This is a genomic window from Rathayibacter sp. VKM Ac-2804, assembly GCF_009866655.1.
Taxonomy (GTDB): domain Bacteria; phylum Actinomycetota; class Actinomycetes; order Actinomycetales; family Microbacteriaceae; genus Rathayibacter.
In genome coordinates this window covers 680,827-702,953 of sequence record NZ_CP047420.1, presented here as the reverse complement: position 1 = coordinate 702,953, position 22,127 = coordinate 680,827, and the positions used below count along the sequence as shown (strand labels likewise).

The window sequence follows — 22,127 nt, the reverse complement described above, 5'->3', positions numbered from 1 at the left end:
TGGGGAGGTCGTTCGTGGGTGTGTCATTCGGGGTCTCCTCGCGCGTCGAGATTGCGTCACCTCGCGGCGACTGCTTTCCTCAGGTGTGCCGAGCCGCGACCCGTCCCCCCGAGCCGCCGCGCGCCGTCGCCCGGACGGCGCGTGCACCGACGGCGGGCGCTGAGCGTGGGCGTGCGGGCCGGCTCGCAGACCGGCGACCTGCTGCGGCTCTTCGCCGACGGCCGTCCGCGCACCCGGGCGGAGCTGGTCGAGGAGACGGGCCTCGCCCGCACGGCCGTGATGACGCGGCTCGACCTGTTCTTCGAGCTCGGGCTGATCACGCACCTCGACCGGGCGCCGTCGACCGGCGGCCGCCCGTCGGCACGCCTGGTCTTCGACCCGTCGGTCCGCGCGTTCCTGACCATCGACCTCGGCGCGACGCACTCGACGATCGCGCTGACCGACTTCGACGGCCGCATCGTCGTCGAGCGGCGCGAGGAGCTCGACATCGCGCAGGGCCCGATCCGGGTGCTCGACCACGCGCTCGACGTCTGCGACGAGATCCTCGCCGACGCGCACCTGGCGCCCGAGGCGCTGGCCGGCTTCGGCCTCGGCGTCCCCGGACCCGTCGAGCACGCGAGCGGCCGCCCGGTGCGCCCGCCGATCATGCCCGGCTGGGACGGCTTCGACATCCCCGGCTACATCCGCCGCCGCGTCGACACCACGGTGCTCGTCGACAACGACGTGAACCTGCTGGCCCTGGGCGAGCGCGCCTCGCGCTTCCCGCACGCGCAGGACCTGATCTTCGTGAAGATCAGCACCGGCATCGGCTCGGGCATCGTCTCGGGCGGCGTCCTGCAGCGCGGCGCGCTCGGCGCGGCCGGCGATCTCGGTCACGTGCAGATGCCGCGCACCGCTCCGGAGGCGGCGGACGGCCGCGACGGCGACCTCGAAGCACTGGCGAGCGGCGGCGCCCTGGTGCGCGCGCTGGCCGAGGCGGGGCGCGACGTGCACTCGGTCCGCGATCTGCTGGCGCTCCTGCGCGACCGCGACCCCGAGGCGATCGAGGCGGCGCGCATCGCGGGCCTCCAGATCGGCGAGGTCCTGGCCACCTGCGTGAGCCTGCTGAACCCGTCGGTCATCGTGCTCGGCGGCAGCGTCGCGCTCGCCGCTCCGGAGATCCTGGCCGGGGTGCGCGAGGTCGTCGACCGGCGCTCCCTCCCGCTGGCGACACAGCGCCTGCACGTCGTGACCGCGGAGCTCGGCGGCAGCGGCGGCGTCCGCGGCGCGGCGCTGATGCTGCGGCAGCACCTCCTCGGCCCGAGCAACGTCGACGCGTTCCTCGAGCAGCTCCGCGAGCAGAGCCTCGCCGGCGACTGACGCCCCGCCGAGCACTGACGCCCCGGCGACGACGGAGGTCAGGAGCGCACCCCCGCACGGTCGGTCGCGGACGGGTCGGTCGCGGACGGGTCCGTCGCGGACGGGTCCGTCGCTTCCCGCGAGATGCCACTTGTGAGCTCGACACGCCGCGCATCCTCGCCAGAAGTGGCATCTCGCCGAGTCTCGGAGGCGCCGGTCGTCGAGGCGCCCGCCACTGCGGCGGCGACCGCGGCGTCGATACGCCGCTGCTCGCCCGCGGCGCGGCGGCGGCGGCGCACGACCGCCAGCACGATCAGCCCGATCAGCAGCGCCAGCAGCACCAGCGCGCTCCACGGCACGGCCGCGGTCGAGGCCTCGGACGAGACGGCGGCGACCTCGGGCACGGCGGCCGGGTCGGCGGCCTGGCCCGCGACGTCGGCGGTGACGACGGAGCCGGTCAGGGCGATCCGGGCGGTCGCGACGAACAGCGGCCAGACCCCGGCGACGGTGACGCTCCGGCTGGTCGAGCTGCCCGGGAGCAGCTCGGGCAGCGGCTCCGGATCGGTCGCGGCGACGCTGCCGAGACCGAAGAGGCCGGAGACCGCCAGCTCGGCGCCCGGGGCGAGGCGCGTGTTGCCCGCGTTGGTGACCGTGTAGTCGATGGTGGTCGTGCCGGGAGCGAAGGGGTTCCACTCGCCCTGGTACGAGACGGCGAGGCCGTCGACCGAGAGACGCGGGGCGAGGTCGCCGCCGACGCGGAGGTACATCCGCGAGCCGAGGCGGCGGTCGACCGAGACCCCGGTCTCGCCCTGGACGAGGATCGAGGAGACGACGCCGGCGGCGTAGTCGCCCGGCACGGCGTCGGCCGGCACCTCGAGCTGGAACGGGATCTGCACGCTCTCACCCGCGGGGACGACGACGTCCGGGGCCTCGAACGAGATCCAGCTGCCCAGCTGGGTGGACGGCTCGGCGGCCGGCAGCAGGTCGAGCTGCCCCGCCTCGGTGAGGAAGCCGTCGGAGCCGTAGACGCGGAAGGTCTGGTCCTCGTCGTCGTAGTTGGAGACGATCAGCGCGTCGCTCAGCTGCCCGCCCGGCTCGAGCGCGTAGGCGTAGTTCGGCCGGTCGCTGCCCTGCTCGGTGTCGGCGGGCCGCACCCCCCAGGTCACCGGCGAGCTCGCCGTCTCCGCGAGGGCCTGCGCCGGCAGAACAGCGGCCCCGATCCCGACGACGAGCAGGACACCGAGCGAGCGGAGTGTGGAGCGGAACATCATCGTCCAGCCTTTCGAGGGGGGTGGCCTCCGCGAGATGCCAGTTGTGCACGCGACACGCCGTGGAGAGCGTGCACAAGTGGCATCTCGCGGAGGAGGAGAGAGGGAGGGGGCGACCGGCCCCCGCGAGGAGGCCGGTCGCCCGGGGGTGGCTAGCCGAGCGCCGTGAGCGTCAGCGTGGCCGTGTAGGTGCCGGTTCCGACCGACAGCGGGAGCTGCAGGTCGAGGTCGGCGCCGAGGACCGAGGATCCGGTCGGGTGCCCGGCCGCGGCGGAGCCGAGGACGCGAGCGGTGGACAGGCCCTCGCCCGAGACGAACCCGGAGACGACGGGGGCACCGGCGACGGCACCGCCCTCGTTCTCCAGGACCTTCGGGGTCCAGCCGAGGTACTTGCCCGAGACCGTCTGGTCGCCGGCACGGAAGTCGCTGATCTGAGCGGTCACCGACCATTCCGGTCCGGACAGGCGCGAGTCGGTCACGCGGACCGGCACGAGCTCGCCCGAGGCGGCGAAGTGGTCGCCCTGCTCCTCGGCGACACCGAGGTTCACCAGGTTGCTGGTGCCCTCGAGGCTCCAGGTCAGCTCGCCCTCGCGCGCGTCCGGCACGATGACGGCGACCGCCTGGTCGCCCTCCGCCGCGGCGCCCGCGGCCGTCCCGGTGAAGTCCCCGTCGACCCCGGCCGCGGTGTTGCCCGCGCCGAAGTTCACCGCCGGAGCGTTCTCGGCCAGGGAGATGCGCCCGCCGACCGTCGAGCCCGCGAGCTGGACGTTGCCGGAGTTGCCCGAGAGCACGAGGTTCCCGCCGACGGTGTTGCCGAGCGCAGCCGCGGAGCCGTCCTCGTTCGCGCCGAGGAGCACGCCGCGCGAGGATCCGCTGACCGTGAGCGAGCCGCCGACGATCGCGCCGCCGACGCTCACGCCGAAGTCGCTCCCGGCGAAGGTCGCGTCGCCGCCGACGCTGGTTCGCGCCACGTCGACGTAGTTCGCCGCGTCGGTGCTGACCGAGCCGTCGACCGAGACGTCGCTGAGCTCGACGTCGATCCCGCCCGCCTCGACCATGCCCGCGACGGTGAGGTCGCGGAGGTAGAGGAAGCCGGCGCGCGAGCCCTCGGAGAACGACACGACGTCGCCGCCGACGCTGGTGCCGTCGATCGAGATGCCGTAGGCGTCCGTGCCGATGACGTCGCCCTCGATCGTCGCCGAGGTGGCGTCGAGCCAGGCGTCGTCGCCGACGGTGATCGAGCCCTGCACGACGACGTTGCCCAGCACGCAGGTCTCGCCGGCGGCGACGTTCAGGTCGCCCGCGATCGTCGTGTTGCCGAGCTCGGTCGTGCAGTCCGTCGTCGCCGCGAAGGCGGACGGTGCGGCGACCATCGCGAGGGAGGCGGCCGCGAGGACCGCCGTGGGCGTCTTCCACTTCATGGGGGTTCTCCTCGGTGCGCCGGTGCGCGTGGTGGTGCGGGGAAGGAAGGCGCCGACGCGGCGCGAGGACTCAGCCACGGAGCGCCTCGATGGCGTCGTAGCTGCGCGCGGCGTTGCCGAGCGAGTTCACCGGGTTGGGCGCGACGGCCTGGGTGGGCGCGGTGTCCTGCTCCCAGACTCCGTAGCGCTGGCCGCGGTCGCGCAGCTCCGACAGGAACGCCTGGTACGGCAGGTTGCCCGCGCCGAACTCGATGATGTCGTAGCCGTTGGTGTTGGCGTTGTTCGTCTTGCCGTCCTTGAGGTGCAGGATCGGGTAGCGGCGCGGGTTGCGCTTGATGTAGTCGAGCGGCTCGAAGCCCGGGTAGAGCTTCTTGCCCACGTAGGCCCAGTAGACGTCCATCTCGAGGTAGACGTGCTTCGGGTCCGTGTTGTCGTAGAACACGTCGTACAGGCGCGTCGTCGGGTCGTCCGAGCCGAAGGCGAACTCGCCCGCGTGGTTGTGCTGGTAGAGCTTCATGCCGGCGGCCGAGACCTGCTGGCCCCAGGCGTTCCACTCGTCGGCGGCCGCGCGGTAGCCCGCGACGGTGTTGACGTTGGTCGGCGCGTTGCCGGTGCCGAGGTGCGGGGTGCCGAGGATCTGCGCGATCTCGATCTGCTTCCCCAGCTCCGAGCGGAGCAGGTTGGTGCCGACGTGCGAGCCGACGGCCCGCAGGCCGTTGTCGTCGAGCAGCTGGCGGATCTCCTGGGGGGTGATCGCGCCGACGTTGCCCTGGGTGTAGCCGGCGAACTCGATCTCGCTGTAGCCGATGCGGCCCAGCTCCTCGAAGACGGCGCGGAAGCCGATCGACGAGACCTTGTCGCGGACGCTGTAGAGCTGGATCCCGATCCGGTTGATCGGGACGAGGCGGTTGGCGCCGGACGAGGGCGCGGGAGCCGCGAGGGCGGGGGACGCGAGGGCCCCGGCCCCGACTCCGACGGCGACCGTCGAGGCGGCGAGCGCCGTCATCAGCGCGCGTCGGCTCATCGGCTTGGCCGAGATGGATCCGTGGTGGTGGTGCATTGTCTCTCCTTCGAAACGGAACATGCAGATGGATCAGGGGGGAGGACCGGCCGGCCCGTGCTCTCGGCGCGAGCCGGCCGGTCCTGCCGCGGCTACTGCTGGACGGTGAGGTTCAGCAGCGTCGACGCGGCGTTGGTGTTCGCCGTGGCGGTGTGGGTGACGGTCAGCTTGTAGCTGCCCGCCGCGAGCTTCGGCAGGGTCACGACGACCTTCCCGTTCTCGTCGAGGGTGCCGGTGAGCATCGCGACGGTGGAGAGGTTCCTCTTCACCATCACGGTGACCTGGCCGGTCCCGGCGACTCCGGTCGACGTCGTCGCGTCGACCGAGACCTGCGCGCTGGCGCCCGGCTTGACCGGGTTCGGCGAGACGGTCGCGGTGAGCACGGAGTCGGCCTTCGACACGATCAGGCGGGCGGTGCCGGCCGAGGCCAGATAAGTCCCGTCCGCTCCGTACGCCGCGCGGAAGGTGTGCGTCCCGGCCCCGAGGGTCTGCGGCAGGGCGATGGTCGCCTTCCCGCCCTCGAGGGCGCTGCGGCCGATCTCGGTGTCGCCCTCGTAGAGGACGACCTCGCCGCCGGGGGTGCCGCCCTGACCGGAGACGGTGACCGTCGCCGATCCGGGAGCGCCGAAGGTCACGCGGGGCGCGGTGAGCGCCACGGTCGTGGTCGAGTCGACGGTCGGCGCGTTCCCCGCGGCGAGGTCGATGGTGAACGAGACCGAGCCGACCGCCGAGACGTTGCCGCCGGTGTCGGTGGCGCGGTACTGCACCGTGCGGGCGCCGTTCGTGGTGAAGGGCACCGAGTAGGCGCCGTTCGCGGCGCGGACCGTGGTCCACGTCGCCCCGTTGTCGACCGAGTACTGCACGCTGGCGAGCGCGCCGTTGTCGGTCGCCGCCAGGTTGAGGTTCACCGCGCGGTTGTAGACGCCGCCGACGCCGGTGGGCGCTGCGGGGTCGAGGGTCGCGCTGACGGTCGGCGCCGTCGTGTCACCGGCACCCGCACCCTGGAAGGTGAGGGAGTCGAGCGACAGACCGGAGGGCGAGGTCACGTAGAGCGAGCCGGTACCGGTGGGCTGACCGGAGAACGGCACGAGGACGTCCTGCCAGCCGGCGCCGGCGGGGATGATCGCCGTTCCGAAGGGCGCCGCGTCGGCGGCGTTCCAGCGGAGGTCGACGGTGCCCTCACCGGTGGCGCGGACCACGACGCCGGTCAGGTTCGCGAGGTTCACCGGGTCCCAGCGCAGGAAGGATCCCGCACCGAGTCCGCTGACCGCGTTGCCGCCGCTCGCCGCGGTGTCCGCGTAGGGCAGGACGCCCTCGCGGGCGGCGTGCTCCGCCTCCTGCGTCTTCGGGTTCAGCCGCAGCGTCGCCTCGGCCGCGGCCGGCGGCAGTCCGTTGTAGCCGGCGTCCGTGTAGGTCACGACGACGGTGCCGTAGAGCAGCGCGCCGGGGCCGTGCTCGGGCGAGTCCTTCGACGTCGGGAACGCTCCCGTGGCACCGGTGCCGGTGACCTCGGGGTGGGCGTGCTCGTCGTGGCCGAGACCGTAGGTCCAGCCCACGCGGCTGCCGACGATCTGGTCGCCGTCCTCCGCGTCACGACCGGTCACCCGGTAGGGGATCGCGTCGCCCCACTCGAAGAACGAGCCGTTGCCGGGCGTCGTGATCTCGATCTGCGGCGCCTGGTTGCCCACCGAGATCACCCGGGAGGTGAGGCTGAACTTGCCCTTGGCGTCGGTGACGCGCAGGCGGGCCGTGAACTGGCCGAGCTCGGTGTAGGTGTTCTTCACGGTGACGCCCGAGGCGTCGAAGGTCCCGTTGCCGTCGAAGTCCCAGTCGTAGGTGAGCGCGTCGCCCTCGGGGTCGGAGGATCCCTTGGCGTCGAACGTCACCTCGAGCGGCGTCTCGGAGGCGGACAGCGGCGTCGCGGTGAAGCGCGCCTGCGGGGCCTTGTTGCCCTCGGCGTAGTCGATCCGGTACAGGCCGGCGTCGGGGTTGGCGCGGAAGAAGCCGTCGCCGTACTCGAGCACGTACATCGACCCGTCGGGGCCGAACTCCATGTCCATGGGGTTGTCGTGGATCGGCTGGTTGCGCGAGCTCAGCGCCGTGTTGGGCAGGAAGTCCTCGATGTGCGTGACCGCGCGGTCCTCATCGAGCGTGAACGCCGCGATGTAGTCCTGCGAGAACTCGCCGAAGAAGGTCTTCTCGTTCCAGTACGCCGGGAACTTCGACGTCGAGGGGTTCTCCTCGTCGAAGTGGTAGACCGGTCCGCCCATCGGGCCCTGGCCGGAGCTCGTCCCGAAGTTCACGAGCTCGTCGTACGGCTGGTCGCCGGGGTTGTCGCCGTAGTAGACGGTCGCCGGCGTGGCCGCCGGGATGTCGACGAGGCCGGTGTTCCACCGCGAGTTGTTCTTGAGGTTCTGTGGGTCGAAGAAGCCGCGGGGCGTCGCCGTCTCGAAGTTCCACTCGTTGTACGGCAGGTTCGGGCCGTGGACGTAGGGCCAGCCGGAGTTCTGCGGCTGGTCGAGACCGGTCGCGTTCCACTCCACGAGACCCATCGGGCCGCGCACGCCGTCGGCCGCAGCGGCCTTCGTCGCGTCGGGACCGTAGTCGCCCCAGGAGAGGGTGTTCGTCTCGGCGTCGACGTCGATCTTGAACGGGTTGCGCACGCCCATCACGAAGATCTCGGGACGGGTCTTCTCGGTGCCCACCGGGAAGAGGTTGCCCTCGGGGATCGTGTACGAGCCGTCCTCCTGGACCGTGATCCGGAGGATCTTGCCGCGGAGGTCGTTCGTGTTGCCGGCGCCGCGACGCGAGTCGAAGCCGGGGTTCATGCCGGGTGCGTCGTTGTTCGGCGCGAAGCCCGCGGCCCCCGGAGCGCTCGCCGGCGTGTTGTCGCCGGTCGAGAGGTACAGGTTGCCGTCGGCGTCCCAGTCGAAGTCGGCGCCCACGTGGCAGCACTGCCCGCGCTGCGCCTCGACCTCGATGATCTTCTGCTCGCTCGCCAGGTCGAGTCCGGAGCCGGTCCACTTGAACCGGGAGAGGCGGTTGACGCCCTTCCACTGGTCCCAGTAGCTCTCGTCCTCGCCCGCGGGGAGCATGTTCGGAGCCGCGCCGGTCGGCGTGCCGCTCTGGGGCGCGTAGACCAGGTAGACCCACTGGTTCTCGGCGAAGTCGGGGTCGACGCCGACACCCTGGAGTCCGTCCTCCGAGTTCTGGTAGACGGGGATCGTGGCCACGACGCGCGTGGTGCCGGTCTGCGGATCGGTGTGGCGGATCTCGCCGTTCCGTGCCGTGTGCAGGACCGACTTGTCCGGGAGGACGGCGAGGTCGATCGGTTCGCCGACGTTCTTCGTCAGCAGCACCTTCTCGTAGTTGCTCCAGTCGAGCGCGGACTCCGCACCCGGCTCCGAGCCGTGGTCCACTCCGTCGTGGGCCGAGGCGGGCAGGCCGAGGGCGGTGAGTCCGGAGACCGTCACCATCCCGGCGATGCCGAGGGCGAAGAGAGACCTGATGCTTCTCTTCGTGGATCGCTTACCATTCATGCGTGATGTGATTCCTTCAACGAGGTGTTCATCGCAGAGGCCGGGTCCGTCTCTGTCCGCACGACGTGCGGACCCGGTCTCCTCTGGTCGGCCCGTGGGCCGATGTCTTCGTCGTCGCCTCCTCTCGCGGGATGCTGTCGTGGCGCCGGTCGCTCCTTTGATACGGGAGCGGTTCCGGCTGGTCCGGGCCGGCGCAGGGTCTCCCCCGCGCCGGCAGATCAGTGGCTCAGGACTCGAAGGCCGAGGGCAGGTACTCGGCGACGTTGTCCTTGGTGACGACCGGCGCGAAGAGCTGGATCTGGCGCGGGACGCCGAGCGAGGTGGTGTCGCTCATCGACTTGTTCTGCTCGACGAGGCGGGCGAGCTTGATGCCGTCCGCGGCCTGGGTCGAGGGGTAGACGACCGTGGCCTTGACGACGGAGTCGTCGGCCTCGATCGCGCGCATCATGTTCGCCGAGCCGGCGCCGCCGACGAGGATGAACTCGTCGCGACCGGCGCTGTCGATCGCCGCGAGGACGCCGACGCCCTGGTCGTCGTCGTGGTTCCAGATCGCGTCGATCCGGGGCGCGGCCTGGAGGAGGTTGGCCGCGGCCTGCTCGCCGCCCTGCACGGTGAAGTCGGCGGCGACGCGGTTGTCCACGTCGAGTCCGCAGCCCTCGAGCGCGTCGGCGAAGCCCTGGCTGCGGTCCTGCGTCAGCGGGAGGGAGTCGATGCCGGCGATCTCCGCCACGACCGCGTCCGGGTTGTCGCCGAGCTGCTCGCAGAGGTAGGTGCCGGCGCTGACGCCCATGCCGTAGTTGTCGCCGAGCACCGTGGAGCGGGCGGCGAAGGGGCTGGAGAACTCGCGGTCGACGTTGATGACGGTGATGCCCGCCTCCATCGCCTGGGTCGCGACCTCGGTCAGCGCGGCGCCGTCGATCGGCAGCAGCACGATCGCGTCGACGCCGTCGTTGATGAAGGTCTCGACCTGGCTGATCTGCAGGTTGACGTCGTTGGTGCCCTCCGCGGTGCGGAGCTCGACGTCGTCGTACTTCTCCGCCTCGGCGAGCGCGGCACGGCTGACCGCGCCCATCCAGCCGTGGTCGGCGGCGGGGGCGGTGAAGCCGATCACCACGTTGTCGCCCGAGGCGTCGTTGTCCGAGGCGGCGACCGCGGCGGCGCTGCCGCCGCCGCCGGCGTTCCCGGTCTCGACGGGGGCGTTGGAGATGCAGCCGGTGAGCATCAGCGCGACGGCGCCGAAGGCGAAGCCGGCGGTGCCCAGGCGAGCGGTGCGGCCCAGTCGGGTCGTGCGGTCCAGGCGGGAGCCGGAGGGGTGGCGAACGGACATGGAAGTGATCTCCTTCGATGGATCCATGAGGGGCCGCAGGGCACAGCGGTGCCTGCGGAGGGTGACCGAGGTGGTCGAGGTGGATGCTGTCGGTGCTGGGAAAGGGGGCGCGTGCCCCGGGAAGAGGTCGGGGCCTCTCGGCCCCTCGGGTCAGGACTTGCCGCGGGCGGCGAAGCGCTGCTGCAGCAGGACGGCGGCGACGATGATCGCGCCCTTCGCGACGGCCTGGGCCGAGGTCGACATGTTGTTCTGCGTGAAGACGTTGGTGAGGGTCGTGAAGATCAGGACGCCGAACACGGTGCCGACGATGGTGCCGCGGCCTCCGGCGAGCAGCGTGCCGCCGACCACGACCGCCGCGATGGCGTCGAGCTCGTACAGCTGGCCGTGGGTCGAGGTACCGGCCGTGGTGCGGGCGAGCATCATCACCGCGGCGATGCCGGCGGTGAGCCCGGCGAGGCCGTAGACGTACATGGTGTGCCGGCGGACCTTGATGCCGGCGAGGCGGGCCGCCTCCGGGTTGCCGCCGACCGCGATGGTGCGGCGGCCGAAGGTGGTGCGGTTGAGCAGGATCCAGCCGGCCACCGCGACGACCACGAAGATCAGCACGAGGACGGGGATGCCGAGCACGTCGGCGCGGAAGAAGTCGAGGAACGGGGTGACCGTGACGATCTGCGTCTGCCGGTTCGAGATCAGCTCGGCGAAGCCGCGGGCCGCGACGAGCATCGCGAGCGTCGCCATGAACGCGACGACCCGGCCGTAGGCGATCAGCGCCCCGTTGATCAGACCGCAGACGAGGCCCACGAGCACCGCGGTGAGCACGATCACCAGCCAGGAGGTGTTCGCCGCGTAGTACTGCGTCGACACGGTGCTCGCCCAGACCGTCGCGAGCCCCATCACCGAGCCGACCGAGAGGTCGATGCCGCCCGAGGTGATGACGAAGGTCATGCCGATGCTCAGCACGCCGATCACGGCGGCCAGGCGGAGGATCGTCAGCACGTTGTCGACGCTGGCGAAGCGCTCCCCCGCGGTGGCGAACCCGACGATGCAGAGGATGACCAGCGCGAGCACCAGACCGACGTTCCGGCCGAGCGAGCCGCCCATGATCCCGCGGAGCCCGGAGCGGGCGTCCTTCGGCGTCCCGCCGCTCGGCCCTCCCGTCGCGGCCGAGGCGTGACGGCCGGCGTCCTCCTGCGGACCGCCGATCGACGGTGACGCGGTGTCGAGCTGTCCGCTCACGCTGCACTTCCTTCCATGACGAGATCGAGCACGCGGTGCTCGTCGATCGAATCGGCGGGGCCCTCGTGGACCACGGCGCCGTCGGAGATCACGAGCACTCGGTCCGAGAGCCCGAGGACCTCGCCGATCTCGCTGGAGACCACGAGGACGGCGGCGCCGTTGGTCGCGAGGTCCCGGATCAGGGTGTAGATCTCGGCGCGCGCTCCGACGTCGACCCCGCGGGTCGGCTCGTCGAGCAGCAGCACCCGGCAGCCGCGCACCAGCCAGCGGGCGAGGAGCGCCTTCTGCTGGTTGCCGCCGGAGAGGGTGCGGGCGTCGCGGTCGACGCCGTGCGGGCGGAGGTCGAGCGCGACCGCCTGCTCGGCCGCCGCCGCGCGCTCGGAGCGCTCGTCGAGGAAGCCGCGCTTGGCGAAGCGGTCGAAGGTCGAGAGGGTGATGTTGCGGTAGACCGGCTCGTCCAGGAGCAGGCCCTGGCTCTTGCGCTCCTCCGGGCAGAGGCCGATGCCGGCGTCGACCGCCGCGGTGACCGAGCCGGCCCGCAGGCGCGTGCCCGCCACGCTGACGGTGCCGGTGCTGGCGCGGCGCGCCCCGTAGATGGTCTCCAGGATCTCCGAGCGGCCGGAGCCGACCAGCCCCGCGAGGCCGACGACCTCGCCGGCGCGGATCTCGAGGGAGACGTCGGCGAACGAGCCGCGCAGCCCCAGGTTCTCGACCTTCAGCAGCGTCTCGGCCTCGGTCGCCACCTCGGGACGGTCCGGGAAGACGTACTCCACGGCGCGGCCGGTCATCAGCGTGATCAGCTTCGCGGTCGGGGTGTCGGCGACGGCGAGGTTCTTCGCGACCGTCGCGCCGTCCTTGATGACGGTGATCCGATCGCCGATGGCGCGGATCTCCTCCAGCCGGTGCGAGATGTAGACGATGGCGACGCCGTCGGCGGTGAGCTGGCGGATCACGTGGAAGAGGTTCTCCACCTCCTCCGAGTCGAGCACCGCGGACGGCTCGTCCATGATGATGACCCGCGCGTCGTGCGAGAGGGCCCGCGCCATCTGCACGATCTGCTTGCCGGCGGCGGAGAGGCTGCCGACCTCGCGGTGCGGGGCGATCTCGGGGTGGCCGAGGCGCTGCATCAGCTCGCGGGTGATCTTCGCGGCCTTGGAGCGGGCGGTGAAGCCGCCGCGGGAGAGCTCGTGGCCGAGGTAGATGTTCTCGGCGACCGAGAGGCCGTCGACGACGTCCAGCTCCTGGTACATCGTGGCGATCCCGAGCGCGAGGGCGGCCGTCGGCGACGGGATCGTGACGACCTTCCCGTCCACGAGGATCTCGCCCTCGGTGGGCTGGTGGGCGCCGGCGAGCGTCTTGATGAGCGTCGACTTGCCGGCCCCGTTCTGGCCGAGGAGGCAGTGCACCTCGCCCGGGCGGACGTCGAGGTCGACGCCGTCGAGGGCTCGTGCTCCGGGGAAGATCTTGACGATGCCGCGCATCTGCAGAAGCAGTTCTGTCGCGGTGTCCTGAGTGCGGGAAAGAGGCTGAGCGGCGATGCTGCCGGGGTCTGCGGTGACCATGCGGACGAAGCTACAGCGACTTAAGTCGCGGGTCAACCAAAAGTTCTGAGTCGTTTCGAAGGAGATCCGGGCACTCGTCCAGCGCGTCGAAACGCTTCCGTCATCCGCGCCAGCCCGGGGATCCGCGGGTTTACGCGACATCTGGCGGCGTTTCTCCGGCGGTTTCGGGACACGACGTCTCGTGATGGAGCGCTCTCCGAGCCTATGAATCGCCGTCGGGCCGCGACCCGATCGTGACCTCCGGGCCGGCGCACCCGCTCGGGCCGGCTTCCCGCCCAGCAGAAAGAGCTGGCCAAGTCGAGCGCGGGCGTGGGAGGGTCGACCCGCCGACGAAAGGACGACGATGTCGAACGACCGAGCCCTGCGCGTCGCGATGGTGGGGACCGCCTTCATGGGCCGCACCCACTCGCACGCCTGGCGCACCGCCCCCCGCTTCTTCCCGCTGCCGCTGCGGCCCGAGTTGGCCGTGCTGGTGGGCACCGACCCGCAGCGGACCGCCGAGCGCGCCGAGACCCTGGGCTGGGGCGAGTCGTCGACGGACTGGCGCGCGGTGATCGCCCGCGACGACATCGACCTCGTCGACGTCTGCACCCCCGGCGACACCCACGCCGAGATCGCGATCGCCGCCCTCGAGGCCGGCAAGCACGTGCTCTGCGAGAAGCCGCTCGCCAACTCCGTCGAGGAGGCCGAGCGGATGGTCGCCGCGGCCGCCGCGTCGGGCCGCGTCGCGATGTGCGGCTTCAGCTACCGCCGCACCCCCGCACTGGCGCTGGCCAAGCGCTTCCTCGACGAGGGCCGGCTCGGCGCGATCCGCCACGTCCGGGCCCAGTACCTGCAGGACTGGCTCAGCGACTCCGAGGCCCCGCTGACCTGGCGCCTGGACGCCGCGAAGGCCGGCTCGGGTGCGCTCGGCGACATCGGCGCGCACATCATCGACAGCGCGCAGTGGCTGACCGGCACGCCGATCACCTCCGTCTCGGCCGTCCTGCGCACCTTCACCACCGAGCGCCCCGTGCTCTCCTCGCAGTCGGGCCTCGGCGGTCGCGCGGAGGAGGGCGCCGAGCGCGGACCGGTCACCGTCGACGACGCCGCCGCCTTCACCGCCTCCTTCGCGGGCGGCGCCCTCGGCGTCTTCGAGGCGACCCGCGTCGCCACCGGCCGCAAGAACGCCAACCGGATCGAGATCAACGGCGAGACCGGCAGCATCGCCTTCGACTTCGAGCGGATGAACGAGCTCGAGTACTACGACGGCCGCGACCCCGAGGACGCCCAGGGCTTCCGCACCATCCAGGTCACCGAGCCCGCGCACCCCTACATGTCGGCCTGGTGGCCCACCGGCCACGGCATCGGCTACGAGCACCTCTTCACCCACCAGGTCGTCGACCTCGTCGAGGCGATCGCGGCCGGCACCCCCGCCACCCCCACCTTCGCCGACGCCCTCGAGGTCCAGCGCGTCCTCGCCGCCGTCTCGACGAGCGCCGCGAACCGCTCGGAGTCCACCCCCGTCCAGCGCGGCACCGGCCCGGTCTGACGCCGCGCGGCACCGCGCCCGCCACCGCGGAGGAGATTTCCCAGCAGGCTGCTGGGAAATCGAGTGATACTCCGCGCTCTTCCTTCTCTCGCACGATGTGCGAGCAGAGTGTCGACGGTTCCGGAAGAGTGCAGGGCCTCGACAGGGCACGGAGTGCCAGGCTGGGGCGATGCGCCGGCGAGGGAGTTCTGCGGCGGCCGTCGCGGTCGTCGCGCTGCTGCTGGGCGGCTGCGTCGAGGCGGAGTCCGGGCCGGCGGCGGTCGGTGCCGGTGGTGTGGCGGACGGCACCTCGGCGAGCGTCTCGGCCGCGGGGACCGTCGACGTCTCCTACCAGCGGCAGGGCGACTTCGCGGTCGTCGTCGCGCTCGACTGCTCGGCCTGCTCCGGGAGCGTCACCGTGTCGGCGCCCGGGCGCAGCACCCCGGTGGGCGAGGCCGCGGCGGGGACCGAGTCGGCGTGGCTCCTCGAGACCGTCGCGACCGACGCCGTCGACCAGTCACTGCTCGTGCAGGCCGCCGGCCACTGGACGCTCACCCTGCGGAGCTGGAACGACCTGCCCGAGGTCTCCGGTGAGCAGTCGGGCAGCGGATCCGCGGTGCTCGCCTTCTCGGACGAGGTCGACAGCCTCGACGTCGCCTACGGCCCGGCGAGCAGCGAGGACTCGCTCTCCGGCCGCGTCCTCGGCACCGCCGGCACCCGGCAGACCTTCGGCGACACCACCGCCTTCGCCCGCGTCGTCGACGCCACCCTGCCCGGCGTGGTCGCGATCCGCACCGACGGCAGCTGGACCCTCACCCCGGTCCTCTGACGCCCGCGCGCCCCGTCCCGCTCCGCGAGATGCCACTCATGAGCACGACACGCCGCGGGATCCGTGCACAAGAGGCATCTCGCGGGAGGGGTCAGCCGGGCGCCCCGGGGGTTTCGCCTCGTGAGGCGATCCTGCGCCATACTTCGGGGATGAGCAAGAAGATTGACGCGGCCCACCGCGCGCTGGTAGCCGCCCTCGACAAGCACGCCGCCCTCGTCGGCGACAAGTCGGCGAAGCCGAGCAAGGTCGCGCGCGCCGCGTCCGAGCTCCGCTCCGCGACGAAGGCCTACTCGGCGCTCGTCTCGGCCCGCACCGGCACCTCGAGCCCGTTCGCCGATCTGGCCGACCCGCGTCTGGACCAGCCGACCATCGCCTCGCTCCGGGCCGAGCGCGACGCGATCGCCGCGCGCCTGGCCAAGCACGAGGCCCTCGCGGCGGAGTCGGGCGACCAGGCCCTCGCGGGCTGACCCTCCTCCCCAGCTCACCCTCCCGCGCGGAAGTCGCCGTGTTACGGGCACGTTTCGCGCGCCCGGCGTCGCCCTGCGTACGGTGGTCCCCGGGATCCGCGCAGTCGCGGCGTCGAGCGACCGGAGGCCGGTCGCAGCGCCGGCGGTGACCAGCACCGCCCGGCGTGGACGCCGCCCGGATCCTCTCCACGGAAGGATCCACCGCATGTCCCTGCGCCGCACGCTCCTCGCGACCACCGCGATCACCGCCTCCGCCCTCTTCCTCGCCGGCTGCTCGGCCGCCGGCGGTGAGGGCGACGACACCGTCCGCATCGGCGTGGTCGGCGCGAGCGACCCCTACTGGGCGACCTACGAGCAGGCCGCGGAGGACGCCGGCATCGACGTCGAGATCGTCGACTTCACCGACTACAACCAGCTCAACCCCGCGCTGACCGAGGGCGAGATCGACCTCAACCAGTTCCAGCACCTGGTCTACCTGGCGCAGTACAACACCTCCGCCGACGCGGACCTCGTGCCGATCGGCGCGACCGCGATCTACCCGCTCGGCCTCTACTCGACGCAGTACGACAGCGTCGAGGACATCCCCGAGGGCGACAGCGTCGCCGTCCCGAACGACACGAGCAACCAGGCCCGCGCCCTCCTCGTGCTCCAGTCGGCCGGCCTGATCGAGCTGAAGGACGGCGGCAGCGCCTTCTCCGACCTCGACGACATCGACACCGGCGCCTCGAAGGTGACCGTCACCGCGCTCGACGCGGCGCTCGTCCCGACCTCGCTCCCCGACGTCGCCGCGGCGATCATCAACAACGACTACATCGAGGGCGCGGGCCTCGAGGCCTCCGACGCGATCGCCCAGGACGACCCGAGCGACCCGAGCGCGGTGCCCTACGTCAACGTGTTCGCCGCCCGGGCCGACGACGCCGAGAACGAGACGTACCTGAAGCTCGTCGAGGTCTACCAGACCTCGCAGGACGTGCTCGACGGAGTGTCCGAGCAGTCGGGCGGCACGGCCGTCTTCGCGACGACCCCCGCCGCCGAGCTGCAGTCGACCCTCGCCACCGTCGAGGCCGACACCGCCGCCCAGGGCTGACCCGCCCCGCCCCCGCCGCGATCCCGCGGCCCAGCAGTGCCCGATCCCAGCAGTGAAGGAAGCGCCGTGCCGCTCATCCGCCTCGCCGACGTGAGCAAGGTCTACCCGCCGCTCGCGCGCGGCGCGACCGCCCTGACCGCCGTGGACGGCGTCAGCCTCGACATCGAGGCCGGCGACGTCTACGGCGTGATCGGCTACTCCGGAGCCGGCAAGAGCACGCTCGCGCGCCTGATCAACGCGCTCGAGCCCGCCACCGGCGGCAGCATCGAGATCGACGGCCGCGAGATCGTCGGGCTGCCCGAGCGCGAGCTCCGCCGGCTGCGGCTCAGAATCGGCATGATCTTCCAGCAGTTCAACCTCTTCGGCTCGAAGACGGTCGAGCAGAACGTCGCCTATCCGCTGCAGGTCGCCGGCACGCCGCGGACCGAGCTGCGCGCCCGCGTCGACGAGATGCTCCGCTTCGTCGGACTCTCGGACAAGGCCCGCAGCCACCCGGAGCAGCTCTCCGGCGGCCAGAAGCAGCGCGTCGGCATCGCCCGCGCCCTCGCCGCCTCGCCGCGCATCCTCCTCGCCGACGAGGCCACCAGCGCCCTCGACCCGGACACCACCGGCGAGGTGCTCGCCCTCCTGCGCCGGATCAACGAGGAGCTCGGCGTCACCATCGTCGTCATCACGCACGAGATGGACGTGGTGCAGCAGCTCGCGACGAAGGTCGCCGTGATGGAGGCGGGCCGCATCGTCGAGCGCGGCCCCGTCTTCGACGTGTTCTCGGCCCCGCGGGAGCCGGTCACCCGCCGCTTCGTCTCCACGGTCGTGCGCACGGTGCCCTCGCGGGAGGAGGCGGCGGTGCTGCGCGCGCGCCACGCAGGCCGCCTCGTCACGCTGTCCTTCTCCGACGGCTCCGCCTCGCAGGGCGAGGTCTTCGCCGAGATCGCGCAGGCCGGCGTCCCGCTCGAGCTCGTCTACGGCGGCATCACCGATGTCCGCGGCCGCGCCTTCGGCCACCTGACCGTCGCGCTCGACTCCTCCGACGACGTGATCGACCCCCTGCTGGCCCGCCTCGGCGCCCGCGTCGCCCTCACGGAGGTGCCCCGATGAACGAGCTCGTCCCGCTGCTGCCCAAGCTCGCCGAGGCGACCGGGCAGACCCTCTACATCGTGGCGTTCAGCCTGCTCTTCGGCGGTCTCGGCGGCCTGCTGATCGGGCTCGGCCTGGCCGTCACCCGCGCGGGGGCGCTCTACGCCAACCGGGTCGTCTTCGGTCTGCTGAACGTGATCGTCAACATCTTCCGGCCGATCCCGTTCATCATCTTCATCGCCGCCGCCCAGCCGCTGGCCCGCCTCGTGGTCGGCTCCGGCATCGGCACCGACGCGATCATCTTCTCGCTCTCGCTCGCCGCCGCCTTCGGCATCGGCCGCATCGTCGAGCAGAACCTGCTGACCGTGCAGCCCGGCGTGATCGAGGCCGCGCGCTCGGTCGGAGCGAGCCGCTTCCGGATCGTGCGCACGGTCCTGCTGCCCGAGGCGCTCGGACCGCTGATCCTCGGCTACACCTTCGTCTTCGTCGCGATCATCGACATGTCGGCGGTCGCCGGCTACATCGGCGCCGGCGGCCTCGGCACCTTCGCGATCCAGTACGGCTACCGCCAGTTCGAGCCGGTCGTCACCTGGGCGGCCGTCCTCGTCATCATCGTCATCGTCCAGCTGGTCCAGCTGCTCGGCAACGTCCTGGCCCGCCGCGTCCTCCGCCGCTGACCCGCGCGTCCCCTCCCTCTCCGCGAGATGCCACTTGCGTACACGACACGCCACAGAACGCGTGCACAAGTGGCATCTCGCGGGAAGAGCGGGCACGGTGGTGCGTCATGAGGATCCGATACGACCCGAGTGCGAACGCCGCCTACCTGCCCGTCGGGCGTGAGCCCGAACCCGGCGAGTCCGTCGAGCAGGTGTGCGACATCGCCGACCCGCACGGGTTCGGCGAGATCATCCTCGACTTCGACGCCGCCGGTCACCTCATCGGCGTTGAGATCCTCGGTGCGCGGAAGCTGCTGCGCCCCGAGGCCCTGGCCGACGCCGACATCCTCTGACGCCTGCGCTCTGCGCCCCGGTTAACCACCTCCGCGAGATGCCACTTGTACACGCCTTTCACGGCGTGTCGCGTGCACAAGTGGCATCTCGCGGAGGAGGGGAGAGGACGGCTCAGTAGCGGGGCTTGCGCTCCGGGCGGTCGGTGGAGCGGGACGGGCCCGAGGGACGGCCGCCGCGGTCGGCGCCGGCGCGGCTGGGGCGGCGGTCGGGCTTGAGCTCGATCAGCTGGCCGCTGATGCGGGTGCCGGCGAGGCGGTCGAGCACGTCCTGGGGCAGGTCGGCCGGCAGCTCCACGATCGAGAAGTCCGGGCGGATGTCGATGTGCCCGAAGTCGCCGCGGTTGAGGCCGCCCTCGTTCGCGAGCGCGCCGACGATCTGGCGGGGCTCGACGCGCTGACGGCGGCCCACCTCGATCCGGTACGACGCGAGGTTGCTGTTCGACGAGCGCTGGCGGCGCTCGGGACGCTCGCGGTCGTTGTCGTACGAGGACCGGTCGGAGCGCTCGGGGCGGTCGCCCCGGCTGTCCTCGCGGCGGAAGCGGGGGTCGTCGGGCGAGAGCAGCAGCGGCTCGTCGCCCTGGGCGACGATCGCCAGCGCGGCGGCCACGTCCGACTCGACCACGTCGTGGTGCTCGACGTAGTGGCCGATGATGTCGCGGAACCGGTCGAGCCGCTCGCGGTCGGCCAGCGCCGTGGTGATGGCGTCGTCGAAGCGGGAGAGGCGCGTGACGTTGACGTCCTCGACGCTCGGGAGGCGCATCTCGGTCAGCGGCTGACGGGTCGCCTTCTCGATGGCGGAGAGCAGGCGGCGCTCGCGCGGGGTCACGAAGCTGATCGCAGCACCGCTGCGACCGGCCCGGCCTGTGCGGCCGATGCGGTGCACGTACGACTCGGTGTCGATCGGGATGTCGTAGTTGACGACGTGGCTGATCCGGTCGACGTCGAGACCGCGGGCCGCGACGTCGGTCGCGACGAGGATGTCGAGCTTGCCCGACTTCAGCTGCTCGACGGTGCGCTCGCGCTGGGCCTGGGCGACGTCGCCGCTGATCGCGGCGGCCGTGTAGCCGCGGGCGCGCAGCTTCTCGGCGAGGGTCTCCGTCTCGCTCTTGGTGCGGACGAAGACGATCATGCCCTCGAAGTTCTCGACCTCGAGGATGCGGGTCAGCGCATCGACCTTCTGCGGGTACGACACCATCAGGTAGCGCTGGGTGGTGTTCGCGGAGGTCGTGGTCTTGGCCTTGACCGTGATCTCCTCCGGGTCCTTCAGGTACTTCTGCGAGATGCGGCGGATCTGCGACGGCATGGTCGCCGAGAACAGGGCGATCTGCTTCTCGACCGGAGTGTCGGCGAGGATCGTCTCGACGTCCTCGGCGAAGCCCATCTTGAGCATCTCGTCGGCCTCGTCGAGCACCAGGTACTTCAGGTGCGTGAGGTCGAGCGTGCCCTTCTCGAGGTGGTCCATGATGCGGCCGGGGGTGCCGACGACGACGTGGACGCCGCGACGCAGCGCGGACAGCTGGGTGCCGTAGCCCTGACCGCCGTAGACGGGGAGGACGTGCACGCCGCGCAGGCCGGACGCGTAGCGCTCGAACGCCTCGCAGACCTGCAGCGCGAGCTCGCGCGTGGGCGCGAGGACGAGCGCCTGAGGGGTCTTCTGCGAGACGTCGAGGCGGGAGAGGATCGGCAGCGCGAACGCCGCGGTCTTGCCGGTGCCGGTCTGCGCGACGCCGAGGACGTCGCGGCCGGACAGGAGGGAGGGGATCGTCGCCGCCTGGATCGCGGAGGGCGTCTCGTAGCCGACCTCCTTGAGGGCCTTGAGGACGGGGTCGCTGAGACCCAGGTCCGAGAAGACCAGCGAGGGGGCGGTCTCGTCTGCCGGCGCGGCCGGGGCGGTGCTGTCGGCGGCGGGCGCGGTCGCGCCGTCGGCCTGGGGGGCGGGTTCGGGTGTATCGGTGGACGCCATAGTGCAACGGTAGGCCGTCGGAGGCACGCGCGAGCGCAGAACCGGTGTCTGAGCGGGCATTCGCCCCGGATCGGCGGCTGTGGAGGGGGCTCGGAGGGCTCCCGCGGGGCTTCGCGGGAGCCGGCCTCAGTAGAACTCGACCGTGTCGACCCGGTTGATCAGCTCCTCGCCGTCGAGGAAGCGGGTGGCGTTGCGGGCGAAGAGCTCGGCGATGAGGCGGTCCTCGGCCGCGTTCAGCGCGGCGGTGTGCGGGCTGAGCAGCACGCTCGGGTGGCTCCAGAGCGGGCTGTCCTGCGCGAGCGGCTCCTCCGCGACCACGTCGAGGGCCGCGAAGCCGACCCGGCCGTCCTCGAGCGCCGCGAGCAGCGCGTCCTCGTCGATCACGGTGCCGCGGCCGACGCTGACCAGCGTCGCTCCCGGGCGCAGCGCGGCGAAGAAGTCCGCGCCGACCAGCTTCTCGGTCTGCTCCGTGCCGGGCAGCGTGACGACCACCCCGTCGATCCGCCCGGCCACCTCGGCGATCGCGGAGGGCTGCACGATCTCGTCCACGTGCTCCACGGCGTCGGCGTGCCGGCTGGTGCCGATCACCCGGGCACCGAGCGTTGCGAGCTTCTGCGCGGTCGCGCGGCCGATGGTGCCGAGCCCGACGATCAGGACGGTCTGCTCCGACAGCAGCCCCATCGTCCAGCGCGAGCCCCACTCGCGCGCGCCCTGCAGTGCCTGCAGCTTCGGCAGCGTCTTCGCGCCGGCGAGCAGCCCGAAGAGGGAGAACTCGGCCAGCGGATCGGAGTGCACGCCCGCGGAGGTGGAGAACGCGACCCGCGCGAGCGCCTCCTCGTCGAGACCCGCCTTCTTGACCTGCGCGCCGCCGCCCGCGGGCATCGTCTGCACCCAGCGCAGCGCCGGGTTCGCGGCGACGGTCCGCGCGAGCGCCGCCGGGTCCTCGCCCGGGATCCCGTAGAGCACCTCGGCGGAGTCGACCAGCTCCTCGAACGCGGCCTGCTGCTCCGCCGTGCGCTCGAAGGCCGGGTCGCCGCCGTGATCGCCCGGGTGCCGCATCGGCGGCAGCAGGCTCTGATCGGCCACGAAGTGGATCCGCGGCTCGAGCTCGACCACCCGTGCGATCAGCTCCTCGCTGATCGGCGTGGCGGCCACGACGCGGAGGCGATCGGTCGGAGTCGGTGCGGGCGTCGTCACAGGGTTCCCTTCGAGCGGCGGGCGGCGGGCCCTCGGGCGTCGCCGGGGTCTCCCGCCAGCGTAGTGAGCGGTCGAGGACCCCTGGGAAGCAACCCCTTCCCCGCCCCCGTTGCTGTGGATGTCCGCGTCGTCCGCTGTCGGTTCCCGCGTCGCCGGCTGGACGAACGGTGAGGACGCCCGCGCTCGTCACGGCCGCCGCCCTAGCGTCGGAGGACGGCAACGACGATCGAAGGAGAC

The 22,127-nt window shown here is 72.1% G+C and carries 17 protein-coding genes; 8 read left to right on the top strand and 9 right to left on the bottom strand.

Features of this window, described 5'->3' with window-relative positions; all coding sequences use genetic code 11:
* Nucleotides 1-141: 141 nt before the first annotated feature.
* Complete coding sequence (locus tag GTU73_RS03165) at nt 142-1,359, top strand: ROK family protein (RefSeq protein ID WP_244231752.1); 1,218 nt, start codon at nt 142-144, stop codon at nt 1,357-1,359.
* Between the two features lie 38 nt (nt 1,360-1,397).
* Here the strand turns inward: GTU73_RS03165 and GTU73_RS03160 are convergent, their stop codons facing one another.
* The 7 genes from GTU73_RS03160 to GTU73_RS03130 all read right to left on the bottom strand — a co-directional run bounded on the left by GTU73_RS03160 (nt 1,398) and on the right by GTU73_RS03130 (nt 12,670).
* Nucleotides 1,398-2,609, bottom strand: a complete 1,212-nt coding sequence (locus tag GTU73_RS03160; protein WP_160086906.1) for a hypothetical protein — start codon at nt 2,607-2,609, stop codon at nt 1,398-1,400.
* Between the two features lie 149 nt (nt 2,610-2,758).
* The gene (locus tag GTU73_RS03155) at nt 2,759-4,027 is read right to left on the bottom strand and encodes a hypothetical protein (protein ID WP_160086904.1); all 1,269 of its coding nucleotides are present in this window, start codon (nt 4,025-4,027) and stop codon (nt 2,759-2,761) included.
* Nucleotides 4,028-4,097: 70 nt separating this feature from the next.
* A complete protein-coding gene (locus tag GTU73_RS03150) occupies nt 4,098-5,087 on the bottom strand; it encodes a sugar phosphate isomerase/epimerase (RefSeq protein ID WP_244231751.1) in 990 nt (329 codons plus the stop codon).
* A 92-nt stretch (nt 5,088-5,179) separates the two neighbouring features.
* Nucleotides 5,180-8,626: a PQQ-dependent sugar dehydrogenase gene (locus GTU73_RS03145; RefSeq protein ID WP_160086902.1), complete on the bottom strand. Its 3,447-nt coding sequence runs from the start codon at nt 8,624-8,626 to the stop codon at nt 5,180-5,182.
* 226 nt (nt 8,627-8,852) lie between these two features.
* The gene (locus GTU73_RS03140; protein WP_208543773.1) at nt 8,853-9,848 is read right to left on the bottom strand and encodes a substrate-binding domain-containing protein; all 996 of its coding nucleotides are present in this window, start codon (nt 9,846-9,848) and stop codon (nt 8,853-8,855) included.
* Between the two features lie 255 nt (nt 9,849-10,103).
* Nucleotides 10,104-11,054, bottom strand: coding sequence for an ABC transporter permease (locus GTU73_RS03135; protein WP_160091194.1), 951 nt, complete (start codon nt 11,052-11,054; stop codon nt 10,104-10,106).
* Between the two features lie 131 nt (nt 11,055-11,185).
* A complete protein-coding gene (locus GTU73_RS03130) occupies nt 11,186-12,670 on the bottom strand; it encodes a sugar ABC transporter ATP-binding protein (RefSeq protein WP_160091193.1) in 1,485 nt (494 codons plus the stop codon).
* Nucleotides 12,671-13,094: 424 nt separating this feature from the next.
* Between GTU73_RS03130 and GTU73_RS03125 the strand changes: the two genes are divergently transcribed.
* From GTU73_RS03125 to GTU73_RS03095, 7 genes are all read left to right on the top strand, one after another.
* Nucleotides 13,095-14,282 (top strand): Gfo/Idh/MocA family oxidoreductase, encoded by a 1,188-nt coding sequence (locus tag GTU73_RS03125; protein WP_160086898.1) that lies wholly within the window; start codon nt 13,095-13,097, stop codon nt 14,280-14,282.
* A gap of 169 nt (nt 14,283-14,451) precedes the next feature.
* Entirely contained in the window at nt 14,452-15,090 is a 639-nt protein-coding gene (locus tag GTU73_RS03120) for a hypothetical protein (RefSeq protein WP_160086896.1), read from the top strand.
* Nucleotides 15,091-15,239: 149 nt separating this feature from the next.
* A complete protein-coding gene (locus tag GTU73_RS03115) occupies nt 15,240-15,557 on the top strand; it encodes a hypothetical protein (protein WP_123705708.1) in 318 nt (105 codons plus the stop codon).
* A gap of 205 nt (nt 15,558-15,762) precedes the next feature.
* Nucleotides 15,763-16,644 (top strand): MetQ/NlpA family ABC transporter substrate-binding protein, encoded by an 882-nt coding sequence (locus GTU73_RS03110; protein WP_160086894.1) that lies wholly within the window; start codon nt 15,763-15,765, stop codon nt 16,642-16,644.
* A gap of 66 nt (nt 16,645-16,710) precedes the next feature.
* Entirely contained in the window at nt 16,711-17,742 is a 1,032-nt protein-coding gene (locus GTU73_RS03105; protein WP_160086892.1) for a methionine ABC transporter ATP-binding protein, read from the top strand.
* Nucleotides 17,739-18,398 (top strand): methionine ABC transporter permease, encoded by a 660-nt coding sequence (locus GTU73_RS03100; RefSeq protein ID WP_160086890.1) that lies wholly within the window; start codon nt 17,739-17,741, stop codon nt 18,396-18,398. Before GTU73_RS03105 ends, GTU73_RS03100 begins: the two co-directional genes overlap by 4 nt.
* Nucleotides 18,399-18,505: 107 nt before the next feature.
* Nucleotides 18,506-18,730 carry a DUF2283 domain-containing protein gene (locus GTU73_RS03095; RefSeq protein ID WP_160086888.1) on the top strand — a complete coding sequence of 75 codons (225 nt, stop codon included), beginning with the start codon at nt 18,506-18,508 and terminating at the stop codon, nt 18,728-18,730.
* Between the two features lie 112 nt (nt 18,731-18,842).
* Here GTU73_RS03095 and GTU73_RS03090 read toward each other — a convergent pair whose 3' ends face one another.
* A complete protein-coding gene (locus GTU73_RS03090) occupies nt 18,843-20,693 on the bottom strand; it encodes a DEAD/DEAH box helicase (protein WP_123444609.1) in 1,851 nt (616 codons plus the stop codon).
* A 126-nt stretch (nt 20,694-20,819) separates the two neighbouring features.
* Complete coding sequence (locus tag GTU73_RS03085; RefSeq protein ID WP_208543731.1) at nt 20,820-21,890, bottom strand: D-2-hydroxyacid dehydrogenase; 1,071 nt, start codon at nt 21,888-21,890, stop codon at nt 20,820-20,822.
* Between the last annotated feature and the right edge of the window lie 237 nt (nt 21,891-22,127).

Bases quoted from the DNA above. Each gene is read 5' to 3' on its own strand.
- GTU73_RS03150 (WP_244231751.1), bottom strand. From the start codon at position 5,087: ATGCACCACCACCACGGATCCATCTCGGCCAAGCCGATGAGCCGACGC.
- GTU73_RS03100 (WP_160086890.1), top strand. From the start codon at position 17,739: ATGAACGAGCTCGTCCCGCTGCTGCCCAAGCTCGCCGAGGCGACCGGG.
- GTU73_RS03120 (WP_160086896.1), top strand. From the start codon at position 14,452: ATGCGCCGGCGAGGGAGTTCTGCGGCGGCCGTCGCGGTCGTCGCGCTG.
- GTU73_RS03130 (WP_160091193.1), bottom strand. From the start codon at position 12,670: ATGCGCGGCATCGTCAAGATCTTCCCCGGAGCACGAGCCCTCGACGGC.
- GTU73_RS03135 (WP_160091194.1), bottom strand. From the start codon at position 11,054: ATGGGCGGCTCGCTCGGCCGGAACGTCGGTCTGGTGCTCGCGCTGGTC.
- GTU73_RS03090 (WP_123444609.1), bottom strand. From the start codon at position 20,693: ATGGCGTCCACCGATACACCCGAACCCGCCCCCCAGGCCGACGGCGCG.
- GTU73_RS03140 (WP_208543773.1), bottom strand. From the start codon at position 9,848: ATGCTCACCGGCTGCATCTCCAACGCCCCCGTCGAGACCGGGAACGCC.
- GTU73_RS03145 (WP_160086902.1), bottom strand. From the start codon at position 8,626: ATGAATGGTAAGCGATCCACGAAGAGAAGCATCAGGTCTCTCTTCGCC.
- GTU73_RS03160 (WP_160086906.1), bottom strand. From the start codon at position 2,609: ATGATGTTCCGCTCCACACTCCGCTCGCTCGGTGTCCTGCTCGTCGTC.
- GTU73_RS03125 (WP_160086898.1), top strand. From the start codon at position 13,095: ATGTCGAACGACCGAGCCCTGCGCGTCGCGATGGTGGGGACCGCCTTC.
- GTU73_RS03115 (WP_123705708.1), top strand. From the start codon at position 15,240: ATGAGCAAGAAGATTGACGCGGCCCACCGCGCGCTGGTAGCCGCCCTC.
- GTU73_RS03155 (WP_160086904.1), bottom strand. From the start codon at position 4,027: ATGAAGTGGAAGACGCCCACGGCGGTCCTCGCGGCCGCCTCCCTCGCG.
- GTU73_RS03110 (WP_160086894.1), top strand. From the start codon at position 15,763: ATGTCCCTGCGCCGCACGCTCCTCGCGACCACCGCGATCACCGCCTCC.
- GTU73_RS03095 (WP_160086888.1), top strand. From the start codon at position 18,506: ATGAGGATCCGATACGACCCGAGTGCGAACGCCGCCTACCTGCCCGTC.